The 21,825-nt window shown below is 64.2% G+C and carries 21 protein-coding genes and 1 riboswitch; of the genes, 1 reads left to right on the top strand and 20 read right to left on the bottom strand.

The window, feature by feature from the left end:
* Positions 1 to 57: 57 nt before the first annotated feature.
* From AC5RWO_RS13385 to hisI, 10 genes are all read right to left on the bottom strand, one after another.
* On the bottom strand, positions 58 to 1,524 hold the full coding sequence (locus AC5RWO_RS13385; protein ID WP_498731896.1) for a glutamate synthase subunit beta: 1,467 nt from the start codon (positions 1,522 to 1,524) through the stop codon (positions 58 to 60).
* Positions 1,517 to 6,145 (bottom strand): glutamate synthase large subunit, encoded by a 4,629-nt coding sequence (gltB, locus tag AC5RWO_RS13380; protein ID WP_498731895.1) that lies wholly within the window; start codon positions 6,143 to 6,145, stop codon positions 1,517 to 1,519. Before gltB ends, AC5RWO_RS13385 begins: the two co-directional genes overlap by 8 nt.
* A gap of 284 nt (positions 6,146 to 6,429) precedes the next feature.
* Positions 6,430 to 7,530: a prolipoprotein diacylglyceryl transferase gene (lgt, locus tag AC5RWO_RS13375; RefSeq protein WP_498731894.1), complete on the bottom strand. Its 1,101-nt coding sequence runs from the start codon at positions 7,528 to 7,530 to the stop codon at positions 6,430 to 6,432.
* Between the two features lie 40 nt (positions 7,531 to 7,570).
* Positions 7,571 to 8,374, bottom strand: a complete 804-nt coding sequence (trpA, locus tag AC5RWO_RS13370) for a tryptophan synthase subunit alpha (RefSeq protein WP_498731892.1) — start codon at positions 8,372 to 8,374, stop codon at positions 7,571 to 7,573.
* Positions 8,371 to 9,696 carry a tryptophan synthase subunit beta gene (trpB, locus tag AC5RWO_RS13365; RefSeq protein ID WP_498731891.1) on the bottom strand — a complete coding sequence of 442 codons (1,326 nt, stop codon included), beginning with the start codon at positions 9,694 to 9,696 and terminating at the stop codon, positions 8,371 to 8,373. The genes trpA and trpB overlap by 4 nt, the downstream gene beginning before the upstream one ends.
* A gap of 91 nt (positions 9,697 to 9,787) precedes the next feature.
* Entirely contained in the window at positions 9,788 to 10,615 is an 828-nt protein-coding gene (gene trpC / locus AC5RWO_RS13360; RefSeq protein WP_498731890.1) for an indole-3-glycerol phosphate synthase TrpC, read from the bottom strand.
* A gap of 2 nt (positions 10,616 to 10,617) precedes the next feature.
* Complete coding sequence (locus AC5RWO_RS13355; RefSeq protein ID WP_498731889.1) at positions 10,618 to 10,899, bottom strand: HGxxPAAW family protein; 282 nt, start codon at positions 10,897 to 10,899, stop codon at positions 10,618 to 10,620.
* A gap of 90 nt (positions 10,900 to 10,989) precedes the next feature.
* Positions 10,990 to 11,604 (bottom strand): Trp biosynthesis-associated membrane protein, encoded by a 615-nt coding sequence (locus tag AC5RWO_RS13350; RefSeq protein ID WP_498731888.1) that lies wholly within the window; start codon positions 11,602 to 11,604, stop codon positions 10,990 to 10,992.
* Positions 11,604 to 13,175: an anthranilate synthase component I gene (locus tag AC5RWO_RS13345; protein ID WP_498731887.1), complete on the bottom strand. Its 1,572-nt coding sequence runs from the start codon at positions 13,173 to 13,175 to the stop codon at positions 11,604 to 11,606. The genes AC5RWO_RS13350 and AC5RWO_RS13345 overlap by 1 nt, the downstream gene beginning before the upstream one ends.
* Positions 13,175 to 13,612 (bottom strand): phosphoribosyl-AMP cyclohydrolase, encoded by a 438-nt coding sequence (hisI, locus tag AC5RWO_RS13340; protein WP_498731886.1) that lies wholly within the window; start codon positions 13,610 to 13,612, stop codon positions 13,175 to 13,177. The genes AC5RWO_RS13345 and hisI overlap by 1 nt, the downstream gene beginning before the upstream one ends.
* 108 nt (positions 13,613 to 13,720) lie before the next feature.
* Here hisI and AC5RWO_RS13335 point away from each other — a divergent pair, with 108 nt between their 5' ends.
* Complete coding sequence (locus AC5RWO_RS13335) at positions 13,721 to 14,365, top strand: TIGR03085 family metal-binding protein (protein WP_498731885.1); 645 nt, start codon at positions 13,721 to 13,723, stop codon at positions 14,363 to 14,365.
* A gap of 18 nt (positions 14,366 to 14,383) precedes the next feature.
* Here the strand turns inward: AC5RWO_RS13335 and hisF are convergent, their stop codons facing one another.
* The 10 genes from hisF to rpe form a co-directional block, all read right to left on the bottom strand.
* A complete protein-coding gene (gene hisF / locus AC5RWO_RS13330) occupies positions 14,384 to 15,154 on the bottom strand; it encodes an imidazole glycerol phosphate synthase subunit HisF (protein WP_498731883.1) in 771 nt (256 codons plus the stop codon).
* A gap of 14 nt (positions 15,155 to 15,168) precedes the next feature.
* Complete coding sequence (gene hisG / locus AC5RWO_RS13325; RefSeq protein WP_498635442.1) at positions 15,169 to 16,011, bottom strand: ATP phosphoribosyltransferase; 843 nt, start codon at positions 16,009 to 16,011, stop codon at positions 15,169 to 15,171.
* A gap of 99 nt (positions 16,012 to 16,110) precedes the next feature.
* The gene (locus AC5RWO_RS13320; protein ID WP_074702518.1) at positions 16,111 to 16,374 is read right to left on the bottom strand and encodes a phosphoribosyl-ATP diphosphatase; all 264 of its coding nucleotides are present in this window, start codon (positions 16,372 to 16,374) and stop codon (positions 16,111 to 16,113) included.
* 80 nt (positions 16,375 to 16,454) lie between these two features.
* Positions 16,455 to 16,940 carry a 6,7-dimethyl-8-ribityllumazine synthase gene (gene ribH, locus AC5RWO_RS13315; protein WP_139003677.1) on the bottom strand — a complete coding sequence of 162 codons (486 nt, stop codon included), beginning with the start codon at positions 16,938 to 16,940 and terminating at the stop codon, positions 16,455 to 16,457.
* 87 nt (positions 16,941 to 17,027) lie between these two features.
* Entirely contained in the window at positions 17,028 to 17,666 is a 639-nt protein-coding gene (gene ribA / locus AC5RWO_RS13310) for a GTP cyclohydrolase II (RefSeq protein ID WP_498732004.1), read from the bottom strand.
* A 29-nt stretch (positions 17,667 to 17,695) separates the two neighbouring features.
* A complete protein-coding gene (ribB, locus tag AC5RWO_RS13305) occupies positions 17,696 to 18,394 on the bottom strand; it encodes a 3,4-dihydroxy-2-butanone-4-phosphate synthase (protein WP_498731881.1) in 699 nt (232 codons plus the stop codon).
* Positions 18,391 to 19,047 carry a riboflavin synthase gene (locus AC5RWO_RS13300; RefSeq protein WP_498731879.1) on the bottom strand — a complete coding sequence of 219 codons (657 nt, stop codon included), beginning with the start codon at positions 19,045 to 19,047 and terminating at the stop codon, positions 18,391 to 18,393. Before AC5RWO_RS13300 ends, ribB begins: the two co-directional genes overlap by 4 nt.
* Positions 19,047 to 20,132 carry a bifunctional diaminohydroxyphosphoribosylaminopyrimidine deaminase/5-amino-6-(5-phosphoribosylamino)uracil reductase RibD gene (ribD, locus tag AC5RWO_RS13295; RefSeq protein ID WP_498731877.1) on the bottom strand — a complete coding sequence of 362 codons (1,086 nt, stop codon included), beginning with the start codon at positions 20,130 to 20,132 and terminating at the stop codon, positions 19,047 to 19,049. Before ribD ends, AC5RWO_RS13300 begins: the two co-directional genes overlap by 1 nt.
* On the bottom strand, positions 20,129 to 20,830 hold the full coding sequence (gene pnuC, locus AC5RWO_RS13290) for a nicotinamide riboside transporter PnuC (RefSeq protein WP_498731875.1): 702 nt from the start codon (positions 20,828 to 20,830) through the stop codon (positions 20,129 to 20,131). The genes ribD and pnuC overlap by 4 nt, the downstream gene beginning before the upstream one ends.
* Before the next feature lie 113 nt (positions 20,831 to 20,943).
* Positions 20,944 to 21,088, bottom strand: a riboswitch (FMN riboswitch).
* A gap of 75 nt (positions 21,089 to 21,163) precedes the next feature.
* Positions 21,164 to 21,823: a ribulose-phosphate 3-epimerase gene (gene rpe, locus AC5RWO_RS13285; RefSeq protein WP_498731873.1), complete on the bottom strand. Its 660-nt coding sequence runs from the start codon at positions 21,821 to 21,823 to the stop codon at positions 21,164 to 21,166.
* Positions 21,824 to 21,825: the final 2 nt, after the last annotated feature.

The following is a 21,825-nucleotide window of genomic DNA, read 5'->3' as shown; positions in this document are numbered from 1 at the left end:
CCTAGCCTAGTTCTCTCATGCAGTTATGGGCGTATCCACGGCGTGCAGCCGGGTTCATTACGTCGGCAGTGCGGCTATCGGCCTGTCGGTCGGAGCCACCGGCGCGGGCAGACGCGTCTGCCCGGTCAGCCACTTGTCGACGGCGGCAGCGCACGCACGGCCTTCGGCGATGGCCCAGACGATCAGCGACTGGCCGCGGCCGGCGTCACCGGCCACGAAGATGCCGTCCGTGTTGGTCATGTAGTAACCGTCCCGGACCACGTTGCCGCGGCTGTCGAACTCTGCCTTCACCTGTTCGGCGATACCTGCCGGTTCCGGACCGGTGAAGCCGAGGGAGAGCAAGACCAGGTCCGCCGGAATTTCACGTTCCGTGCCCGCTTTGGGCACGCGCTTGCCGTCCACGAATTCGGTCTCCGCGACCTTCAGCGCGCGCAGCTTGCCTTCACCGTCGCCCAGGTATTCAACGGTGGAGGCAAGGTAGGTACGCTCGCCGCCTTCCTCGTGGGCGCTGGCCACTTCGAACAGTGTCGGGAACGTCGGCCAAGGCTGGTGGGCGGCCCGCTCGGCCGGCGGCTGCTTGCCAATGGCCAGTGTGGTGACCGATGCAGCCTGCTGGCGGTGCGCCGTACCGAGGCAGTCAGCTCCGGTATCGCCGCCGCCGAGGATCACCACGTGCTTGCCGCGCGCGTCGATCTGGTTCTCCACCTTCTCGCCGGCCACCACCCGGTTGGCCTGGACCAGGTACTCCATGGCGAAGTGGACGCCGTCCAGCTCGCGGCCGGGGATGGCCAGGTCGCGCGGCACGGTAGCGCCGGTAGCGATCACCACGGCGTCGTACCGGCGGCGCAGCTGCTCCCAACTGACATCCTTGCCGATCTCGATGCCGGTGCGGAACCGGGTGCCCTCGGCACTCATCTGCTCCAGACGCCGCTCCAGATGGTCTTTCTCCATCTTGAAGTCCGGGATACCGTAGCGCAGCAGGCCGCCGACCTTGTCATCACGCTCGTACACCGCGACAGTGTGTCCGGCGCGGGTCAGCTGCTGCGCAACCGCCAGGCCGGCGGGGCCGGAACCGACGACGGCGATAGTCTGTCCAGTCAGCCGCTCCGGCGCGAGCGGCGTGACCCACCCGTTGTCGAAGGCCTCGTCGATGATGGAAACCTCCACCTGCTTGATGGTCACGGCGGGCTGGTTGATCCCCAGGACGCAGGACGACTCGCACGGGGCCGGGCACAGCCGCCCGGTGAATTCCGGAAAGTTGTTCGTGGCGTGCAGGCGCTCGATCGCTTCCTGTCCCTTGCCGCGCCAGGTGAGGTCATTCCATTCCGGAATCAGGTTTCCCAGCGGGCAGCCCTGATGGCAGAACGGGATGCCGCAGTCCATGCAGCGTCCGGCCTGCGCCTTCAGCACGCCCTTTTCCTGCGCCTCGTACACTTCCTTCCAGTCCATGATACGGACCGGGACCGGCCGCCTCGGCTGGGTCTGGCGTTCGCGTACCTTCATGAATCCGCGTGGATCAGCCACCGGTTACCTCCAAAATTCGTGACCAGACAACATCGCCGTCGGGATCGAGTCCCTCGGATTCAGCGGTAGCCCGGGTTTCCAGCACGGCCGAGTAGTTCCGCGGCAGCACCTTGGTCATGCGTGAAATGGTTGCGTCAAGATCCTGCAGCAGCTGCTCGGCCAACCGGGAACCGGTCTCCTCCGCATGCTGCTTGATCAGCGCACCGACAGTCTCGCGGTCTTCGGCATCCAGCGGGAGCAGCAGCAACTCCTTGTTGTCCATGCTCTGCTTGTTCAGCCGTGCCCGGTCCAGCTCCAGCACGTACGCCACGCCGCCGGACATACCCGCACCGAAGTTCCGGCCGGTCCGGCCCAGGATCAGTGCCGTTCCACCGGTCATGTACTCGCAGCCATGGTCGCCAATGCCCTCGACGACGGCGGTGGCACCCGAGTTCCGAACGAGGAACCGTTCGCCCACCTGGCCGCGGAGGAACATCTCGCCGCTGGTGGCACCGTAGCCGATCACGTTTCCGGCGATCACGTTGCGTTCGGCGGCGAACACGTTGCCCCGGTCCGGACGGACGATGATGCGTCCGCCGGAGAGGCCCTTGCCCACATAGTCGTTGGAATCGCCCAGCAGCCGCAGCGTGATGCCGGCGGGCAGGAAGGCCCCCAGCGACTGGCCTGCCTGGCCAATCAGGGTTACGTCGATCGTGTCCTGGGCCAGGGTGTCGATGCCGAAACGCTTGGTGACTTCGTGGCCGAGCATGGTCCCCACCGAACGGTCGGTGTTGACGATGTCCAGGCTGATCCGCACCGGCGCCCGGTTGGTCAGCGCCTCGGCGCTCATTGCAATCAGCTGGTTGTCGAAATGCTTGTCCAACTCGTGGTTCTGCTGCGTCGTGTTGCGCAGCGGCGAGTGGGCATCAAAACGGTAGCCGCGGAGGATCGGATCCAAGTCCAGCCCGTCGGCCTTCCAGTGGTCAATGGCCTTGCCGGCATCAAGCAGCTCGGAATGGCCGATGACCTCGTCCAGGCTGCGGTAGCCCAGTTCGGCCAGGATCTCGCGGACCTCCTCGGCGATGAACTCGAAGAAGTTCACAACGAATTCCGGCTTCCCCGTGAACCTGGAGCGCAGCTCCGGGTTCTGGGTCGCCACGCCCACCGGACAGGTATCGAGGTGGCAGACCCGCATCATGATGCAGCCCGAAACCACCAAGGGCGCGGTGGCGAAGCCGAATTCCTCGCCGCCGAGCAGCGCCGCGATCACCACATCACGGCCGGTCTTGAGCTGCCCGTCCACCTGGACAACCACGCGGTCACGCAGGCCGTTGATCATCAGCGTCTGCTGCGTCTCGGCCAATCCAAGCTCCCAGGGAACACCAGCATGCTTGAGCGAGTTCAGCGGACTGGCGCCAGTGCCGCCGTCGTGCCCTGAAATCAGCACGACGTCGGCCTTCGCCTTGGTGACGCCAGCGGCCACGGTGCCGATCCCGACCTCCGACACCAGCTTCACATGCACGCGGGCCGACGGGTTGGACCGTTTCAGGTCGTAGATCAGCTGCGCCAGATCCTCGATGGAGTAAATATCGTGGTGCGGGGGCGGCGAAATAAGCCCGACGCCGGGGGTCGAGTGCCGTGTCCGGGCTACCCAGGGGTAGACCTTCTGGCTCATCAACTGTCCGCCTTCGCCGGGCTTGGCGCCCTGGGCCATCTTGATCTGGATGTCGTCGGCGTTGGTCAGGTACAGGCTGGTGACGCCGAACCTGCCGGAAGCCACCTGCTTGATGGCGGAGCGGCGCTCCGGATCCAGCAGCCGGTCCTCGTCTTCGCCGCCCTCGCCGGTGTTCGACTTGGCACCGAGCCGGTTCATGGCAATGGCCAGCGTCTCGTGGGCCTCCTTGGAGATGGACCCGTAGCTCATCGCGCCGGTGGAGAACCGCTTGACGATGCTGGCTACCGGTTCGACTTCTTCGAGCGGCACGGCCGGACGGTTACCGGTCTTGAACTTGAGCAGCCCGCGCAAGGTCATCAGCTCTTTGGACTGGTCATCCACACCCTGGGTGTAGGCCTTGAAGATGTCGTAACGGCGCTCACGTGTGGAGTGCTGCAGCCGGAAAACCGTCTCCGGGTTGAACAGGTGCGGCGGTCCTTCACGGCGCCACTGGTACTCGCCGCCAACCTCCAGTGAACGGTGGGGATCTTCGATTCCGTCGCTCGGGTAGGCCTGTGCATGCCGCGCCGCGGTTTCGGCCGCGATGACATCAAGGCCAACCCCGCCGAGCTGGGACTGGGTGCCGGCAAAATACTGGTCCACCATGCCCTGTGCCAGGCCAAGGGCTTCGAAGGTCTGCGCGCCACAGTAGGACGCGACGGTGGAAATGCCCATCTTGGACATGATTTTCAGGACGCCCTTGCCCAAGCCCTTGATCAGGTTGTAGACGGCCTCGGTTTCAGTCACCCCCTGGATGTCGCCGTTGCGGACCAGCTCTTCGCAGCTTTCCATCGCCAGATACGGGTTAACCGCAGAGGCGCCGTAGCCGATCAGAACGGCAACGTGATGCACCTCCCGGACGTCGCCCGCCTCAACCAGCAGGGAAATCTTGGTGCGGTTGGCGCTCTTGAGGAGGTGGTGGTGGACCGCGCTGGTCAGCAGCAGCGACGGGATCGGTGCCCACTGGGCATTCGAGTCGCGGTCGGAAAGGATGATGAATTTGACGCCGCGGTTGACGGCAGCCGAGACCTTTTCGCAGATCTCCTGCAGCCGGGCGCGCAACTCCGACTCGCCGCCGTCGGGACGGTAGAGGCCGCGGACTTTCAGTGTGGCCTTGGCACCCTCATCGGTTTCGAGCGCAGTAATCTTGGCCAGCTCATCATTGTTGATGACCGGGAATTTCAGCGCTACTTGCTTGGCGCGGACCTGGCCGGTAGCCAGCAGGTTGCCATCCGGGCCGATGGAACCTCGCATGCTCGTGACGAGCTCTTCGCGGATGGCATCCAGCGGCGGATTGGTGACCTGGGCAAAGGACTGCACGAAGTAGTCGAACAGTAGCCGCGGCCGCTTGGAGAGCACGGCTATCGGCGTGTCGGTTCCCATGGCGCCCAGCGGTTCCGCGCCCGTACGGGCCATCGGGCCCAGCAGGATCCGCAGCTCTTCGTGGGTGTAGCCGAAGGTGCGCTGGCGGCGGTTGATTGACGCCGGGGTGTGGACCACGTGCTCGCGCTCGGGCAGGTCCTCGAGGCGGATCATGTTGTCCTTGACCCATTCGCCCCACGGGTTCGCCGCGGCGATCTCGGACTTGATCTCCTGATCCTCGATCAGGCGGCCGGCTTCGGTGTCGACGAGGAACATTTTGCCGGGCGAAACCCGGCCCTTCCTGACTACCCGCTCCGGCTCGATGTTGACCACGCCGACTTCGGAAGCGAGCACCACGAGGCCGTCCTCCGTCACCCAGTAACGGGCCGGCCGAAGACCGTTGCGGTCGAGCACCGCGCCTACCAGCTTGCCGTCAGTGAACGACACTGCTGCCGGACCGTCCCACGGCTCCATCAGCATCGAGTGGTACTGGTAGAACGCCCGACGCTCAGGATCCATGGTGGCGTGGTTCTCCCAGGCCTCCGGGATCATCATCATGATGGCCTGGGTGATCGGCTTGCCGGAAAGCATCAGCAGCTCGGCGACTTCGTCGAAGGAAGCCGAATCCGAGGCCCCGGGGGTGCAGATCGGGAACAGTTCTTCCGGAATCTCACCAAGCACAGGGTTGCTCAACTGCGACTGACGGGCACGCATCCAGTTCCGGTTGCCCTTGACGGTATTGATCTCCCCGTTGTGCGCAATGGTGCGGAACGGCTGGGCCAGCGGCCACGATGGGAACGTGTTGGTGGAAAAGCGGGAGTGGACAATCCCCAGCTTGGTCTTGAAGCGGCTGTCCGAGAGGTCCGGATAGAACGGCTCCAGCTGCGCGGTGGTCAACATGCCCTTGTACACAATGGTCTTGGACGACAAGGACGGGAAGTAGACACCGAACTTGTTCTGCGCACGCTTCCGGACGCGGAAGACCTTGGCGTCGAGTTCCGACACGTCCGTGCCGCCGCGGGGATCCATCCCCAGGAAAAGCTGCACGAAGTGCGGCATGCAGGCCCGTGCCATGGCGCCGACAAGGTCCGAGACAATCGGGACTTCGCGCCAGCCCAGGACCACGAGGCCTTCTTCTTCGGCCAGCGATCCCAGTCCTGCCTGGGCTACCTCGGCTTCGGCCTCTTCGTTCGGGAGGAAGGCAGTTCCGACGGCGTACTCGCCGGCGCTCGGGAGCTCAAATCCGGTCACGGCACGGAAGAACTCGTCCGGGATCTGCGTGAGCAATCCTGCTCCGTCCCCGGTACCTTCATCCGCGCCCACCGCACCGCGGTGTTCGAGGTTGCGCAGGGCGGTCAGGGCTGCGTCGACGATGTCGTGGCCGGGTTCGCCGCGCAGGGTGGCAATAACTGCCAGTCCACAGGCATCTTTCTCATTGGCGGGGTCGTAGAGCCCCGCGCGTTCAGGATAGGCGGCGAAACGGGTAAACGGCGAAGCGACCTGCGCGCTGCCATTCCCGCCGCCGAAGTTGCGTGGTGTACTGGATCCGTTGAACGGAGGAGTCATAACGGTTTTCCTTCTCCCGTAAGTGGAACTCGAGAAGGGGACGCCGTTGGCCCCGCAGCACGGCAGCTTGCACGAGGCCGTACTTTAGTACTGGAAATTGTATGACCTCGCCCACGTTATGCAGCACGATTGGTGCATAACAATTTTGCTGATTCCGGAAAAACCGGACAGAAGCGCAGTCATACCCGCTGCACCCGCACTGGTTGACGGATATCTAACGGAGATTCCACATCAGTGTGGTCGGCACAGATGCTGCAACTCACCGGGCGGTGGCCCGGGGGGCGCTATTTGCCTTCGGAGTCCGCGGGCCCAGTCGTGCCGCTGGTGCCGGACGCGGAGGATTTTCCTGTCTCCGAAGGATTCTCAGAGACACTAACACGCCCGGTGGCCCCGGACACGTTTTTGTCCATTTTTTTCTTTCCGGTTTCTGTTGTGTTAACACCGCCGGTGCCCGCGTCACGGGAGGCGGCGGAAGCGCCGCCGTCGTTCTTAAGGTCTATTTCTGCCTCCGGCTCGCGGCCGGACAGGTAGACGGAGTCAGTCTCGGGAGTCCGCGGTTTCCGGGACAGCAGGACAAATATGACGAGCGCGGCCACCAACAGCAGCAGCGAGGTCCAGACATTCAAACGCTGCGTCACGCCGAAGAGCGTGATCATTTCCGCATCGTCGATGCGCATCATTTCGATCCAAACGCGGCCCAGCGTGTAGTAGGCGACGTATAGCCAGAAGAGCATCCCGCGGCGGAGTTTGAAGCGCTTGTCGATCAGCAGCAGCAGGGCAACGCCGGCCAGGTTCCAGAGCGATTCGTAAAGGAACGTCGGGTGGAACAGCGTGCCCGGTTCGGCGCCGGACGGGAAATTGGCATGGTCGGCATCGATTTCCAAGCCCCAGGGCAGGTCGGTGGGGCTGCCGAACAGTTCCTGGTTGAACCAGTTTCCCCAGCGGCCGATGGCTTGGGCCAGCAGCACGCCTGGAGCGGCGGCGTCCATAAACGCGGTCAGTTTGACGCCTGCCCGGCGGCAGCCGATCCATGCGCCGAGCAGGCCCAGTGCCACGGCTCCCCAAATACCAAGGCCGCCCAACCAGATCTGCGGGATCAGGCTCAGGTCACCATTCGGACCGAAGTAGGCGTCCGGCGACGAGAAGACGTGGTAGAGCCGCCCGCCGATGATGCCGAAGGGAATTGCCCAAATGGCAATGTCCCAGACCACCCCTTCAGGTCCCTGCCTGACCTTCCAGCGTCGGTCCGTCAGCCACAAAGCCGCGACAATGCCGGCGAGGATGCACAAGGCATACGCGTGGATGGTCAGCGGGCCGATGCTGAACCCGGACCAGTCCGGACTCGGAATCGACGCCGGGATCACAAGGGAAGTAGTCGTCTGCACCGGTAGCGGTCCTTTGTTCGGCTTTGGTGGCGGCGGAGGATCAGTTTTTGGCGGTACCGCTGTGCAGTTCCGCCGCGAGTTTGCCCACGGCTTCCACGCCCTCGGCGCCCAGTGTGGCGACCAGTGCGGTTCCGACGATGGCGCCCTCGGCGTAGGCGCCGATTTCGCGGACGTGTTCGGCCTTCGAAACGCCCAGGCCGACGCAGACGCGCTCGGCGCCGGCCGCGTGGGCAGCCTCGACGACCTGCTGCGCAGCGCTGCTGACACTGTCACGTGCGCCCGTCACGCCCATGATGGACACGGCGTAGACGAATCCGCGGCTGGCCTTGACGGTCATGGCCATGCGTTCCGGCGTCGACGAGGGGGCCACCAGGAAGACCCGGTCCAGTCCGTACTTGTCCGACGCTTCGAACCATTCGGCTGCTTCGTCCGGGATCAGATCTGGGGTGATCAGGCCTGCTCCCCCGGCCTCCGCCAGGCGCCGGGAAAACTCGTCTACTCCCATGCGCATGACCGGGTTCCAATAGGTCATGACGAGGACGGCAGCCTCGCAGCGGGCGGTAATGCCGGCCACGATGTCGAACACCTGGTGGACACGGAATCCGTTTGCGAGGGCCTGCACGGTGGCGGCCTGGATGACCTGGCCGTCCATGACGGGATCCGAGTACGGGATCCCGATCTCGATCACATCGGCACCGTTTTCGGCCAGTGTCACGGCGGCGTCAATGGTGCCCTGCACATCGGGGTAGCCGGCGGGCAGGTAGCCGACCAGCGCGGTACGGCCCTCCGAGCGTGCCTTCTCGATGGCGGCAGCTGATTTGCTGGTGATGGCGGCAGAATTCACAGTTGTTCTCCTTCAGCGCCGATTTCGGCTTCCGGCGAGTTTCCGTCCAGCAAGTCGAACCATTCCGCTGCGGTAGCCACGTCTTTGTCTCCACGGCCGGAGAGGTTGACGACGATGATGACGTCCTGCGGGTTCTCCTTGCCGGAAGTGAGCTTCTTGCCGACCCGGAGGGCACCGGCGAGTGCATGCGAGGATTCGATGGCCGGAATGATGCCTTCGGTGCGGCAAAGCAGCCGGAAGGCGTCCATGGCTTCGCTGTCGGTCACGGGTTCGTACTTAGCACGTCCGATGTCCGAGAGGTAGGAGTGTTCCGGACCGACGCCCGGGTAGTCCAGGCCCGCCGAGATGGAGTGGGACTCGATGGTCTGGCCGTCTTCATCCTGCATGAGATAGGACCGGGCGCCGTGGAGAACCCCGGGACGGCCGAGTGTAATGGTGGCTGCATGGCGGTCAGTGTCGACGCCCTCGCCGCCTGCTTCAAAGCCGTAAAGTTCCACCGAAGGATCGTCCAGGAACCCGTGGAAAATGCCGATGGCGTTCGATCCGCCGCCGATACATGCGCAGACTGCGTCCGGAAGCCGGCCGGTCTGGGCGAGGATCTGCTCGCGTGCCTCGTCGCCGATCACCTCGTGGAAGTAGCGCACCAACGCGGGGAACGGATGGGCTCCGGCGGCAGTGCCCAGCAGATAGTGCGTGGTGTGAACGTTGGCAACCCAGTCACGCAGCGCCTCGTTGATGGCGTCCTTCAGGGTTTGGGAGCCGGCGGTGACAGGGACAACCGTGGCGCCGAGCAGTTCCATCCGGGCGACGTTCAGTGCCTGGCGCCGCGTGTCCTCGGCACCCATGTAAACAACGCACTCGAGCCCGAGGAGTGCCGCCGCCGTCGCGCTTGCCACGCCGTGCTGTCCTGCGCCGGTTTCGGCGATGATGCGGGTCTTGCCCATCCGCTTGGCCAGCAGGGCCTGACCCAAGACGTTGTTGATCTTATGGGAACCGGTGTGGTTCAGGTCTTCGCGCTTCAGGAAGATCCGGGCACCGCCGGCGTGGGCCGAAAACCGCTTGGCCTCCGTCAACAGCGACGGCCTGCCTGAATAGTTCCGGTTCAGCTCCGCCACCTGGGCGATGAACTCCGGATCGGCCTTGGCCTTGTCGAACGTGTCCTGCAGTTCATCAAGTGCGGCGATCAGGGATTCGGGCATCCAGCGCCCGCCGTAGTTGCCGAAGTAGGGACCGGGGGCATGGCGGAGGCTTCCGCCGGAAAGGAATGCATCCGCCGCGTCCGGCTTTTCGCCGGCGTCGGGCGTCTCGGGGCTCTGCGTCATGGCCTGGGCCGTCCTGTCTGTTTCGAACCTCTCGGCGGGCAGGCCCGGAACCGCGAGAACCGGGCCTGCCGCCGAGACGGTATTGCTTGTGTTAGTTGCCCCGGCCGCGGTCCGCGATTGCCTGGGCACCGGCTGCAGCGAAATCGGCGACGGCTTGCTCCGGTGCGTTGCCGATCACCAGTGCTTCGCCGACCAGCACCGCGTTGGCGCCATTCGCTGCATAGTCGGCAACGTCGTCGGCGTTGCGTACACCGGATTCGGCCACGATGACCGCCTCCGACGGAATCTTTTCGGCCAGCAAGGAGAAGATGGAACGGTCCACGTCCAGCGTCTTGAGATTGCGCACGTTGACCCCGATGATCCGGGCACCGACGGCAACGGCGCGTTCAATCTCCTCGGCTGTATGTGTTTCCACCAGAGCGTTCATGCCCAAACGGTGCGTCAGGTCCAGGAACGCGCGCAGCTGGGAATCTTCCAACGCAGCGACGATGAGCAGGACGAGGTCCGCACCATGCGCCCGCGCTTCCCAGATCTGGTATTCGTCGACCGTGAAGTCCTTGCGCAGGACCGGAATGTTGACGGCGTCGCGCACGGCATCCAGATCCGCGAGCGACCCGCCGAAGCGGCGTTGCTCCGTCAACACGCTGATAACTGCCGCTCCGCCTTTTTCATAGCGGCGTGCCAGCTCGGCTGGGTCTGTGATCTGCGCCAGCTCGCCCTTGGACGGACTCTTGCGCTTGACCTCGGAAATCACCTTGAGTTCAATTCGAGGGCTGGCCGGGCCGCCGAGGGCGGCATAGGCGTCACGCGGCGCAGCCGCGGCGGAAACGCGTTCCGTCAGCTGCTCCAGCGGAAGTTCCGCCCGACGGGCTTCAAGATCTTCCCTGACCCCAACGATGATGTCGTCGAGAACAGTCACTCTCAGTGACCGCTGTTCATGAGCTTGTCGCCGTCCACGCCGTAGCCGGCCTTCTTCATGATCCAGCCAACGATCAAGCCGATGAACATGACAACAACGCCGCTCCAGAAAACCAGGTGCGAAGCCATGACGAAACCGATACCGGAGACAATGCTGCCTACGATCATGATCAGGACACAGGTCCAGGCCGCCGGGCTGTTTCCGTGGCCAATGACTTCGTCGTGGATGCTGGCAACGGCCTGCTCATTGGATGATTTCTCGGTGACGGTGGCGTGATTGCCCATTATCTAACTCCCTGAAGAAACGGTACTGACTATATTCTGCCATTGATTTTCGGCGGACCGGCCAGTATGACTTTAGGCCCGCCCTGTCCCCTAGTCTGTGGGATCCGTGCCGCGGCTGAGCTGGTCCCAGCTGTCGATCTCGTCCACAGGACCGCCCCGGTCGGACGGCGAACCGTCCGCCTGCCGAGCGGTCGCGCTGGTGTACTTCCTGCTGGCCTGCCAGCGGCGGCCGGCGAGCACCAGCCATACCGCGCAAGCGGCCATCAGGAGACCCGCCACCAGCGCCAGTACGGGAAACATCGTGGAAGTGGTTTCGGCGGCCTGCCCGACCTGTCCGGTGGCCTCCCCAATGGCGGTTGAGGCCGCACCGGCCGGATCGGCGATGACCTGGTAGCTGGAGAGTGCGATGCCGACGCCGGCCAACGCCAGCAGCACGGCAATGACAATTCTGGCAATCCGCCCGGCGATGGACGCCGCCAGTGCCGCGGCCAGTCCTACCAACGCCAGCGCCGTGACCGCGATGGCGGCCTCGCTGCCGGCCACGCTAAGGTCCGGCGTCTGCACCGTGCTCTGCGGCAGCCTCACATTGAGCCAGGTCTGGGTAGTGGCGCCGAAGGCAGCCAGCGAGGCCAGAATGGAAGCCATCACTACGGTGCTCTTGCGCTGCCACCGCGACGGTGGCTTCACTTCGGTCCGCTCAGCCATCAGTTGCCTTCACCGGTGACGATAGCTGCCGGATCGGCGGCATGCAGCCGAGTGGCCAAGGTCACAGCGCGCAGCGGAGCCGCGGCCTTGTTCACAGATTCGATGGCTTCCGTGGCGGGATCCGAGTCCGCCACGATTCCGCCGCCTGACTGAACATAGGCGCGGCCATCGCGCAGCAGGGCGGAACGGATGGCAATAGCCATGTCCATGTCACCGGCAAAGTCCAGATAGCCCACTACGCCGCCGTAGATACCGCGTCGGTGCGGTTCGAGTTCGTCCAGCAGACGCAGGGCCCGCGGTTTCGGTGCACCGGAGAGCGTGCCTGCCGGAAAAGTAGCGGCCAGCACGTCGTAGGCGGACTTATCGTCCGAGAGCCTGCCGACCACGGTGGAAACGAGGTGCATGATGTGGCTGAACTTTTCCACCTCCATGAACTGGCTGACATCCACGGTGCCCGGATCGCAGACCTTCGAGATATCGTTCCGCGCCAGGTCCACGAGCATCAGATGCTCGGCGCGCTCCTTCAGGTCGGCGAGCAGCTCTTCTGCGAGCTCGCGATCCTGTTCCACGGTTTTGCCGCGCGGGCGGGATCCTGCGATCGGGTGCGTAATGACTTCGTCCCCGGTCACCGTGACCAGCGCCTCGGGCGAAGACCCGACGATGGAGTAGGCGTTGCCCTCGGCGTCTTCCAGGCTGAACAGGTACATGTAGGGGCTCGGATTAAGGTTGCGCAGCACCCGATAGACGTCCAGCGCCGAGGCCGAACACTCCGTTTCGAACCGGCGCGAAATCACCACCTGGAAGACTTCGCCGTCGACAATCGCTTCCTTGCCCCGATCCACAGCCGCCAGGTATTGCTCTTCGGCCCAGCTGTGCGTGACGGAGTCCATCAGCTCATCGGTCGACAGCGCACTGTTCTCCAGTACGGAAATCTGCTGGACCAGCGGCTCATTGAGCTGGGCCAGCATCCGGCGGACGCGCTCAACCGCGTCGCGCCAGGCATCGTCAGCCCGCTCGTCGCTGCCATCGAAATTGATGGCGTTGGCGATCAGGGTAACGGTCCCTTCGGCGTTGTCGTGGACGGCCATATCCGTGACCAGGCACATGGCCAGCTCCGGCAGCGGCAGGTCTTCTTCGGGCGGGCTGGTCAGCTTTTCCCAACGGCGCACCGCTTCCCAACCCACAAAGCCCACGAGTCCGGACGTCAGCGGCGGAAGCCCGTCAAAACGTTCGGTGCGCAGCGCCTCCACCGTCTGGCGCAGCGCCTCCACCGGATTGCCGTCCAGCGGTACGCCGGCCGGCGGCTCCCCCAGCCAGTGCGCCTGGCCGTCCTTGCTGGTCAGCGTGGCCTTGGAATGGGTTCCGATGAACGAGTAGCGGGACCAAACCCCGCCCACTGCAGCGGACTCAAGCAGGAATGTTCCCGACTGCCCGCCGCCGAGCTTCCGGTAGAGGGAGATGGGTGTCTGGTCATCAGCGAGCACCTTGAGGGAGACCGGGATAACCCGCCGGTCGCGGGCAAGGGAGCGGAACTCCTCCAGCGTGGGGCTGATGACACCAAGGTCCTGCATTACTTGTTTTCTTTCGCTAGCGGTTCTTCTTCGGCACGGTTTCCAACAACGACGTCGACACTGCGGCCATCGAAGCAGGTCCTGGTGCCGGTGTGGCAGGCTGCGCCGACCTGGTCGACCTGGATCAGGAGGGCATCGCCGTCGCAGTCGAGCGCAACGGATTTTACCCACTGCACGTGCCCGGACGTATCGCCCTTGCGCCAATACTCCTGGCGTGACCGCGAATAGAACGTCACTCTCCCGGAGGAGAGCGTCCGGCGGAGCGCCTCGTCATCCATCCAGCCCAGCATGAGCACTTCGGAGGTGTCATGCTGCTGGATGATCGCGGCGACGAGGCCGGCTGCATCACGCTTGAGCAGGTCTGCAACGGCGGAGGGCAGGGCTTCGCTGCCGGCGCCGGCCAAGGATACGTTCTGGGTTTCAGGCTGGGAGGACATCCCTTCAAGTCTAGTGCTTCGGCAGTGGGCCGCTTGCCGCGCGCCAACGAGGCCACACAACGATATGGGCGGCCCAAAAATGGCCGCTTCATGCTAGGTTCAGGATTGATGCATTTCGTTGACCCGTCCCGTGAAGTTCTGGCCGAGACTCTGCTAGCAGCCGGCCCGGACTCCGCCACGCTCTGTGAAGGCTGGCGGACTGCCGAACTGGCGGCGCATCTGTATCTGCGCGAACACCGGTTGACGGCCCAACTGGGCATGGCCTTCAAGCCCTTGTCGAAGGTTTCGGACGAAGCGACCAAAAAGCTGGCGGACAAGTCCCGGGGAACAGCGGGCTACAGCAAATTGGTCAAGGCCTTCCGCGCCGGCCCGCCCCGCCTCTCGCCGCTGAAGTTCAAGTCGGTGGATGCCGCCGCGAATCTTATTGAATACTTTGTGCATACCGAAGACGTCCGGCGTGCCACCACCCGGTGGGCACCGCGCGCTTTGGATGAGGAATACTCCAACGCCTTGTGGGACGACCTGATCAAGCGGGCCGCCCTCCTGTACCGCGGGGTGGATCTGGGCATCGTGCTGGTGCGCCCCGATGGCCCCCGGCACGTTGCGAAGCGTGCCCCGGTGTCGGTAGCGATCGTCGGAGAGCCCGGAGAACTGCTCATGCACGCGCATGGACGTACCCAGCACGCCCTCGTAACTTTCGAAGGCCAGCCGGACGCCGTCGCATTGCTGCAGAGCGCCGAAATCGGTCTCTGACTCCGAACACGTCCGGTCTCAGCGCACCGGGTAGCCTGCGGCGCGAATAGCGTTCTTCACCTGGGCGATGGCATCATCGGGTCCGAAATGGAACACGGACGCGGCCAAGACGGCATCGGCACCGGCCGCCACCGCTGGCGGGAAATGCTCGGGCTTGCCAGCGCCGCCGGAGGCGATCAGCGGAACCTGCACCGCGGCACGCACGGTCCGGATCATCTCCAGGTCGAAGCCTTCTTTGGTGCCGTCGGCGTCGATGGAGTTCAGCAGAATTTCTCCTACCCCGCGGTCGGCGGCGTCCTTGGCCCACTGCACCGCGTCAATGCCGGTGCCTTGCCTGCCGCCGTGCGTCGTGACCTCGAAGCCGGATGGCACTGAGGAATCAGCCGTCCGCCGGGCATCCAGCGACAACACCAGGACCTGCGAGCCGAAGTGGTTGGTAATCTCGTCGATGACCTCCGGGCGGACCACGGCCGCGGTGTTGATCGACGCCTTGTCGGCACCGAAGCGCAGCAGCCTGTCGACGTCGGCGACGCTGCGGACACCCCCGCCGACCGTCAGCGGGATGAAGACTTCCTCCGCGGTGCGCGCAACGACGTCGAACGTCGTCTCGCGGTTGCCGGAAGAGGCGGTCACATCCAGAAAGGTCAGTTCGTCGGCCCCGGCACGGTCATAGCGGTGTGCCAATTCAACCGGATCCCCGGCGTCGCGCAGGCCTTCGAAGTTGACGCCCTTGACTACCCGGCCGGCGTCGACATCAAGGCAGGGAATGACGCGGATTGCTACAGACACTTGTACTTCCCCGATCAGATGCGGCAGGCGTGGATGGTGCTGACCAGGATGGCGCGTGCGCCCAGGTCGTACAGCTCATCCATGATCCGGTTGGTCTGCGTGCGACTGACCATGGAGCGTACCGCGACCCACTCGGAGTCGCGCAGCGGCGATACGGTGGGCGACTCCAGACCGGGTGTCAGGGCGGCAGCCTGCTCGACCAGTTCCTTGCGGATGTCGTAGTCCATCATCACGAACTCGCGGGCGACAATGACGCCGCGGAGCCTGCGGATCAGGACCTCCAGGCCCGCGGGTACCTCGCCCCTGCGACCGATGAGGACGGCCTCGGACCGGAGGATGGGTTCGCCGAAGATCTCCATGCCGGCGGCCTTGAGCGTGCTTCCGGTTTCCACCACATCCGCGATGGCGTCGGCGACCCCCAGGCGCACGGAGGACTCCACGGCTCCGTCCAGCCGGACCACCTTGGCATCCACCCCGCGCTCGGTCAGGTAGCTTTGCAGCAGACCGTCGTAGCTGGTGGCAAGGCGCCTGCCCTGCAACTGCTGCACGTCGGAGAATTCACCAACCGGGCCGGCGAACCGGAACGTTGAGACGGCGAAGCCAAGGCTCAGGAGCTCTTCGGCCTCCACCTGGGCATCGAGGAAAAGGTCGCGGCCGGTGATGCCGACGTCCAGCGTGCCCTTGCCAACGTAGACGGCAATATCGCGCGGGCGGAGGAAGAAGAATTCGACGTCGTTGTCCGGATCCATCATGACCAGCTCACGGCTGTCACGACGCTGCCGGTATCCGGCCTCGGTAAGCATTTCGGACGCGGCTTCGGACAGGGAACCTTTGTTGGGGACGGCTACGCGTAGCATGAAGATGACTTTCTGCAGAGGATCGGTTGGCCGTAAGACGGCCGGTTTTGGGGAAACTGCTCCGGGCAGGCTTGGCGGAACACCTCTGGCGGCGTCCCGCTACAGATGCTTGTATACGTCTGCCAGGGTCAGGCCTTTGGCGATCATCAGGACCTGCAGGTGGTAGAGCAACTGGGAAATTTCTTCCGCCGCCGCTTCATCCGACTCGTACTCCGCAGCCATCCATACTTCGGCCGCCTCTTCCACAACCTTCTTTCCGATGCCATGGATACCTGAGTCCAGTTCGGCTACGGTACCCGAGCCCTCCGGGCGCGTCTGCGCTTTCTCGCTCAGCTCGGCAAAAAGGGATTCGAAGGATTTCACGCTCTCAAGATTACGCCAGCACATGGCCCGGGCCGCAAACCGGCCCGGGCTATGTGACGAATCCCCTTGTCCGGAGGCGTTTAGACTCCGAGCTGGCGGAGGGTGGCGGCCGTGGCCAGTGCGGCCGTGACGGCCTCGTGGCCCTTATCCTCGTTTGAGCCCTCGAGCCCGGCCCGGTCAAGCCCCTGCTGCTCCGTATCGCACGTCAGGACCCCGAATCCTACGGGTGTCCCGGTATTGACACTGACGTCGGTCAGCCCCTCGGTGGCTGCCTGGCAGACGTACTCGAAGTGCGGGGTTCCACCACGAATAACGACGCCGAGGGCCACCACCGCGTCATAGTGCGGTGCCAGCCGCGCAGCTGCCACCGGCAACTCGAAGCTGCCGGGAACCCTAACCAGCGCGGGCTCAGCGATGCCGGCTTCCTTGGCGGCCCGCAGGGCGCCGTCGATCAGGCCGTCCATGATCTGCGTATGCCAGCTGGCTGCGACGATGGCCAGTTTCAGTTCGCCCGCATTGCCGTTCAGTTCGGCGACGTCGATAACCGGTGCTCCGTGTCCGCTCATGTTTTACTCTCTGCTTTCTGTGAATGTTCGTACCCAGCCGGGATTGGCGGCGGGTTCATCTTCAGTACTGGGAAGGTGCCGCTGTTATCAGCTTTGGTGGACCGGGTGGTCTTCAAGCAAGGCCAGCCGATGGTCCATTCGATCCCGCTTGGTCTGCAGATACCGCAAGTTCTGCTCCCGGGATGGCACCTCGGAGGAGATCATTTCCACGACGCTGATGCCATAACCCGAGAGCGTACTGCTCTTGGCCGGGTTATTGCTCAGGAGCCGGATCGTGTCCAGCCCCATGCTGTGCAGGATCGACGCCGCGGCCGAATAGTCGCGCGCATCCACCGGCAGACCCAGCTGTTCATTGGCCTCAACTGTGTCCGCGCCGTCCTCCTGCAGGGCGTACGCACGGATCTTGTTCGCCAGTCCGATACCGCGCCCCTCCTGGCCGCGCAGGTACAGCACGGTGCCGCCCTGTTCGGCGATCAAAGCCAGGGCCTGGTCCAGCTGCTCACCGCAGTCGCAGCGGAAGGAAGCAAACACATCCCCTGTCAGGCATTCCGAATGCAGCCGAACCAGCGGAGCCGTGTCGGGGCGCACCGGCGAAGTGATGCTCAGATGCTCCACCCCAGTGGCACTGTCCGTCCATGCCCGCGCCGTGAAATAGCCGAAAGCCGTGGGCAACTGCACGGCCGGACCGCCGGTCACCTGCGCAAGGGTGGCCGGCGGAACAGACACCTGAGCCGGCGATGGGTCGTTTCTGGTGGTCACTGGTGCGCCTCCTGCCCGGCGGGTTCACGTGTCTGGAACGACTGCCTAGTTTGTGTGCCCGTTCCTTCGGCCGCGATGAACTGGACAAGGTCCTCGATGGATACGAGCGGGCAACCGTGCTCATTGGCAAAGTCGCGCAGCGCGGGCAGCCGCATCATTTCCCCGTCGTCGTGCACGAGCTCCGCGATCACGCCGACCGGAGACCGGCCGCCGAGCCGGCAGAGATCGACGGCAGCTTCGGTATGCCCGCGGCGCGCCAGGACGCCGCCGTCGACAGCCCGGAGCGGGAAGATATGACCAGGCCTGTTCAGCTGGCTGGCAGTACTCAGCTCAGACGCCAGCACCTGCGCCGTTCGTGCACGGTCGGTGGAGCTGATGCCGGTGGTAACTCCGGTGGCCGCATCGCAGGAAACCGTGTAGGCGGTGCCCTTCGCGTCCTGGTTGACTTCAACCATCGGCGGAAGGCCAAGCTCATCAGCGCGGCTGCCCGGCATCGGGACACAGATCACTCCGGACGTGTACCGGACCGTCCAGCCCATCAAGGCAGGCGTGGAGGCGTCGGCCGCGAAAATGATGTCGCCTTCGTTCTCCCGGTCTTCGTCGTCGACTACCACAACCGGCTGGCCGGCGGCGATGGCGCTGATGGCTTGCTCGATGGCGTCGAGCCGAATCCGAGGTTCAACTGCCGCGCTCATGAGTGCGCCCCTGCTACGTGGCGGGCTGCTGCCTTGTCCGTTTGCGAGAAGGCCAGCAACCGCTCGGCGTACTTGGCGAGCACATCTACCTCGAGGTTGACCTTGTCGCCGGTGGCGTTGGCACCCAGATTCGTTTCGGCCAGGGTGGTGGGAATCAGCCCCACCTCAAAATAGGCGTCCTCTGCGTCGACCGGGCTGACCGTCGTTACGGTCAAGGAGACACCGTCAATCGCAATGGAACCCTTTTCGGCAATGTAGCGGGCGAGCTGAAGGGGGACGCTGAAACGCAGCCGCTCCCAGTCGCCCATATTTTCGCGTTCGAGCAGTGCGCCGACACCGTCCACGTGTCCCTGGACCACATGTCCATCCATACGCCCTCCGGCTGGAACGCACCGCTCGAGGTTTACGCTGGCGCCTGCTTTGAGCTCACCGGTGGTGGTCCGGGTCAGCGTCTCCCCCATAACGTCTACGCTGACAACGCCCGGCTTAGATTCCACGGCGGTCAGGCAAACGCCGTTGACGGCCAGGGACCCGCCCAGTTCAAGGTCCGCGATCGCTTCCCCTGCCTTGATGGTCAGGACAGCACTGTCCTTCGCCGGGTTCAGGACCAGCGATTCCACGCTGCCCTGCTCAGTGATGATTCCGGTAAACATTAGAGGCCTTTCCTGCCGCTTGGGATGCCGAGTGGCATCGGTTCCAGATGAAGGCGCAGATCTGCGCCAAGATTTGAGGTGCGGCCGCCGCCGCTGTTGTCCCAACGCCACTGAGAGGCATCAGCTAACGTCCGGATGCCCAAGTCGCCGGTGGACCGGGTCCCATCACCCAGGAGCATGGGCGCCAGATAGAGGACCAGTTCGTCGACGAGGTCCGCCTGCAGGAAGGCTCCCGCCACCGCTGCACCGCCTTCGACCATGGCATGCGCGACTCCGCGCTCCGCCAGTTCGCCCAGCACCTCGGCCGGATCATGCGTTCGCAGTTGCAGGAACCGGCCATCGTCCCCACGGATGGCGGAGTCTTCGGGAACATCGCGCAGCCCCATGACCACTCGCAGCGGCTGGGACTCCGTTGCCGCGCCCGATTCGTCCCTGGCAGTCAGCCGCGGGTTGTCTGCCAGAACTGTTCCGGTGCCGGCGATGATCGCGCCCACGCGGCTGCGGATGCCGTGGCTGTCCTGCCGCGACTCCGCGGAAGTGATCCATTGGCTTGTTCCGTCCTGCGCTGCGATCAGCCCATCGAGCGTCTGGGCAATGTGCATGGTGGTGAACGGACGGTTTTCCGATTTGGCCCGGAACCACCTGTGGTTCAGCTCAAGCGCCCGTTCCTGAAGCAGAGTGCTGCGTACGCCGAGGCCTGCGTTGCGGAGGACATCTCCCCCTCCCGTGGCCTCCGGCGTGGGGTCCGCAGCTGCATAGATGACGTTGCCGATGCCTGCATCGACGATGGCTGCCGCGCACGGTCCCGTGCGACCCTGATGATTGCAGGGTTCAAGGGTCACCACCATGGTGCAATCGGAAAGATCCTGCTGCTGGGATATCCGGTGGCGCAGATTGGCCAGCGCGTCGATTTCCGCATGCGGCGAGCCGGCACCGCTGTGGTACCCGATACTGAGCACTTCACCGGTGGCGTCCAGAACTGCCGCGCCGACCAAAGGATTCGCGCCGCGGTATCCAAGCTTGGCGGTGTCCAGCGCCAGCTCCATCGCCCGGTTTTCCGCAGGCGAGAACCCCTGACTGCTCATGATCGACCCCCCGCGCTGACGCGGACATCCGGCAGAAGGGTTTCGACCTCGGGCTTGGACCGTTCCTTGGCCCGCCACCAGACAAAGAATCCGATCAGGGTGAACACGCCGTAGAAGAGGTACATGAAGGCGGACGCGTAATAGCCGGCGCTGAACAGCAGCGGGACTCCCACAATGTCGACCGCAACCCAGATCAGCCAGAACTCCACCCAGCCGCGTGCCATGCCGTAGGTGGCAAGCAACGATCCCATAAACGTCCAAGCGTCAGCCCAGACAGGTTCATACGAACCGAGTGCGGCGAAGAGCGGCGTCAGAGCGACGGTGCCCAGGATCAGGCCCGCCACCAAGCCGATCCGGGCTTTGCCAGATGCCCACTGGGGGGTTACCGCATGGCCCGCGCCGTCTTGCTTGCTCTGGCGCCAGCGCTGCCATCCGTAGACCGCCACTGCGATAAACATGATTTGGCGGCCGGCCTGGCCGAGCAGATTCGCAGTATTGGCTGAGCCGAAAAGCGACCCCAGAAAAACCGTAAGCAGCAGGGCGTTGCCGATGATGCCGACGGGCCACGCCCATACCTTGCGGCGCATGCCGCCAAGGGCGCTGAGGAGGCCGAAGATGTTCCCTAAGACTTCGCGCAGCAGCAGTGAACTGCCGGCGACAGGAATCTGAGCTTCAAAGAGCCACCGCAGAAAATCCATGTCGTTCCTTTCCGAAAGCCGCGGCGGCTCCGGGGTAACGACAGTGCGGTAGGTTCAGGCAGTGGACGTGGTTCCGCACGGAACCTACGCACCGCTGGCTGTTCTGCCAACTGTACGTGCTTCTCCCATCCAGACTTTAACTGTCGGTACCGGAATTTCACCGGCTCAACCGTTGCCCTGAATTCCTTGCGGAATCCGTGGCGACGGGTCGCGGACTATAACCGCCGGTTCGGACTTACACCGACCCCGGAGCACGTTGTTTGTGGTTGTTATTGTGCCACAACCTGCATCGCAGGACTCATATTCCTGTCATGTCGTGTAATACATGACACATCAAGCTGTTTCGGCGGATTTGCGCAAGGCGGAGATGGCCGCATCCGGATCGTCGGCACCGTATACGGCCGACCCTGCGACGAAGACGTTGGCTCCCGCTTCCGCTGCCCGCTGGATGGTTTCTTCGGTCACGCCGCCGTCCACTTGAATCGCCACGGGCAGGCCCGAACCGGCTATTGCCGAGGCTGCTCGGCGGATCTTGGGAAGTGTTACATCAAGGAAGGCTTGCCCACCGAATCCGGGTTCTACGGTCATGATCAGCAGCATGTCCATTTCGGGAAGCAGATCAAGGTAGGGCTCGACGGCGGTGCCGGGCTTCAGCGCCATGCCTGCCTTGGCTCCGCGCTTCCGCAGCTCACGGGCCAGGCGGACGGGTGCGGATGCGGCCTCGACATGGAAGGTCACCGAGTCAAGCCCTGCGTCCGCATAGGCCGGCGCCCAGCGGTCCGGGTCCGCAATCATGAGGTGCGCATCCAACGGAAGCCGGCTGATCTCCTGGATCCGCTCTACCACGGGCAGTCCGATGGTCAGGTTCGGCACGAAGTGATTGTCCATGACGTCAACATGCACGGCGTCGGCCGACCCGATCCTCCCCAGCTCGGCCTCCAGATTGACGAAATCGGCGGACAAAATACTTGGGTGTATGCAACACTGTGCCATCT

The organism is Arthrobacter sp. B055-34 (genome assembly GCF_059090425.1).
Note: the sequence above shows the minus strand (reverse complement) of the source record. Positions and strands in the feature narration are given on the sequence as shown.

Excerpts from the sequence above, each read along its gene's own strand:
- gltB (WP_498731895.1), bottom strand. The coding sequence starts at position 6,145 with ATGACTCCTCCGTTCAACGGATCCAGTACACCACGCAACTTCGGCGGC.
- trpB (WP_498731891.1), bottom strand. The coding sequence starts at position 9,696 with ATGACGCAGAGCCCCGAGACGCCCGACGCCGGCGAAAAGCCGGACGCG.
- AC5RWO_RS13355 (WP_498731889.1), bottom strand. The coding sequence starts at position 10,899 with ATGGGCAATCACGCCACCGTCACCGAGAAATCATCCAATGAGCAGGCC.
- AC5RWO_RS13350 (WP_498731888.1), bottom strand. The coding sequence starts at position 11,604 with ATGGCTGAGCGGACCGAAGTGAAGCCACCGTCGCGGTGGCAGCGCAAG.
- AC5RWO_RS13345 (WP_498731887.1), bottom strand. The coding sequence starts at position 13,175 with ATGCAGGACCTTGGTGTCATCAGCCCCACGCTGGAGGAGTTCCGCTCC.
- hisI (WP_498731886.1), bottom strand. The coding sequence starts at position 13,612 with ATGTCCTCCCAGCCTGAAACCCAGAACGTATCCTTGGCCGGCGCCGGC.
- AC5RWO_RS13335 (WP_498731885.1), top strand. The coding sequence starts at position 13,721 with ATGCATTTCGTTGACCCGTCCCGTGAAGTTCTGGCCGAGACTCTGCTA.
- hisG (WP_498635442.1), bottom strand. The coding sequence starts at position 16,011 with ATGCTACGCGTAGCCGTCCCCAACAAAGGTTCCCTGTCCGAAGCCGCG.
- ribH (WP_139003677.1), bottom strand. The coding sequence starts at position 16,940 with ATGAGCGGACACGGAGCACCGGTTATCGACGTCGCCGAACTGAACGGC.
- ribB (WP_498731881.1), bottom strand. The coding sequence starts at position 18,394 with ATGAGCGCGGCAGTTGAACCTCGGATTCGGCTCGACGCCATCGAGCAA.
- AC5RWO_RS13300 (WP_498731879.1), bottom strand. The coding sequence starts at position 19,047 with ATGTTTACCGGAATCATCACTGAGCAGGGCAGCGTGGAATCGCTGGTC.
- ribD (WP_498731877.1), bottom strand. The coding sequence starts at position 20,132 with ATGAGCAGTCAGGGGTTCTCGCCTGCGGAAAACCGGGCGATGGAGCTG.
- pnuC (WP_498731875.1), bottom strand. The coding sequence starts at position 20,830 with ATGGATTTTCTGCGGTGGCTCTTTGAAGCTCAGATTCCTGTCGCCGGC.
- rpe (WP_498731873.1), bottom strand. The coding sequence starts at position 21,823 with ATGGCACAGTGTTGCATACACCCAAGTATTTTGTCCGCCGATTTCGTC.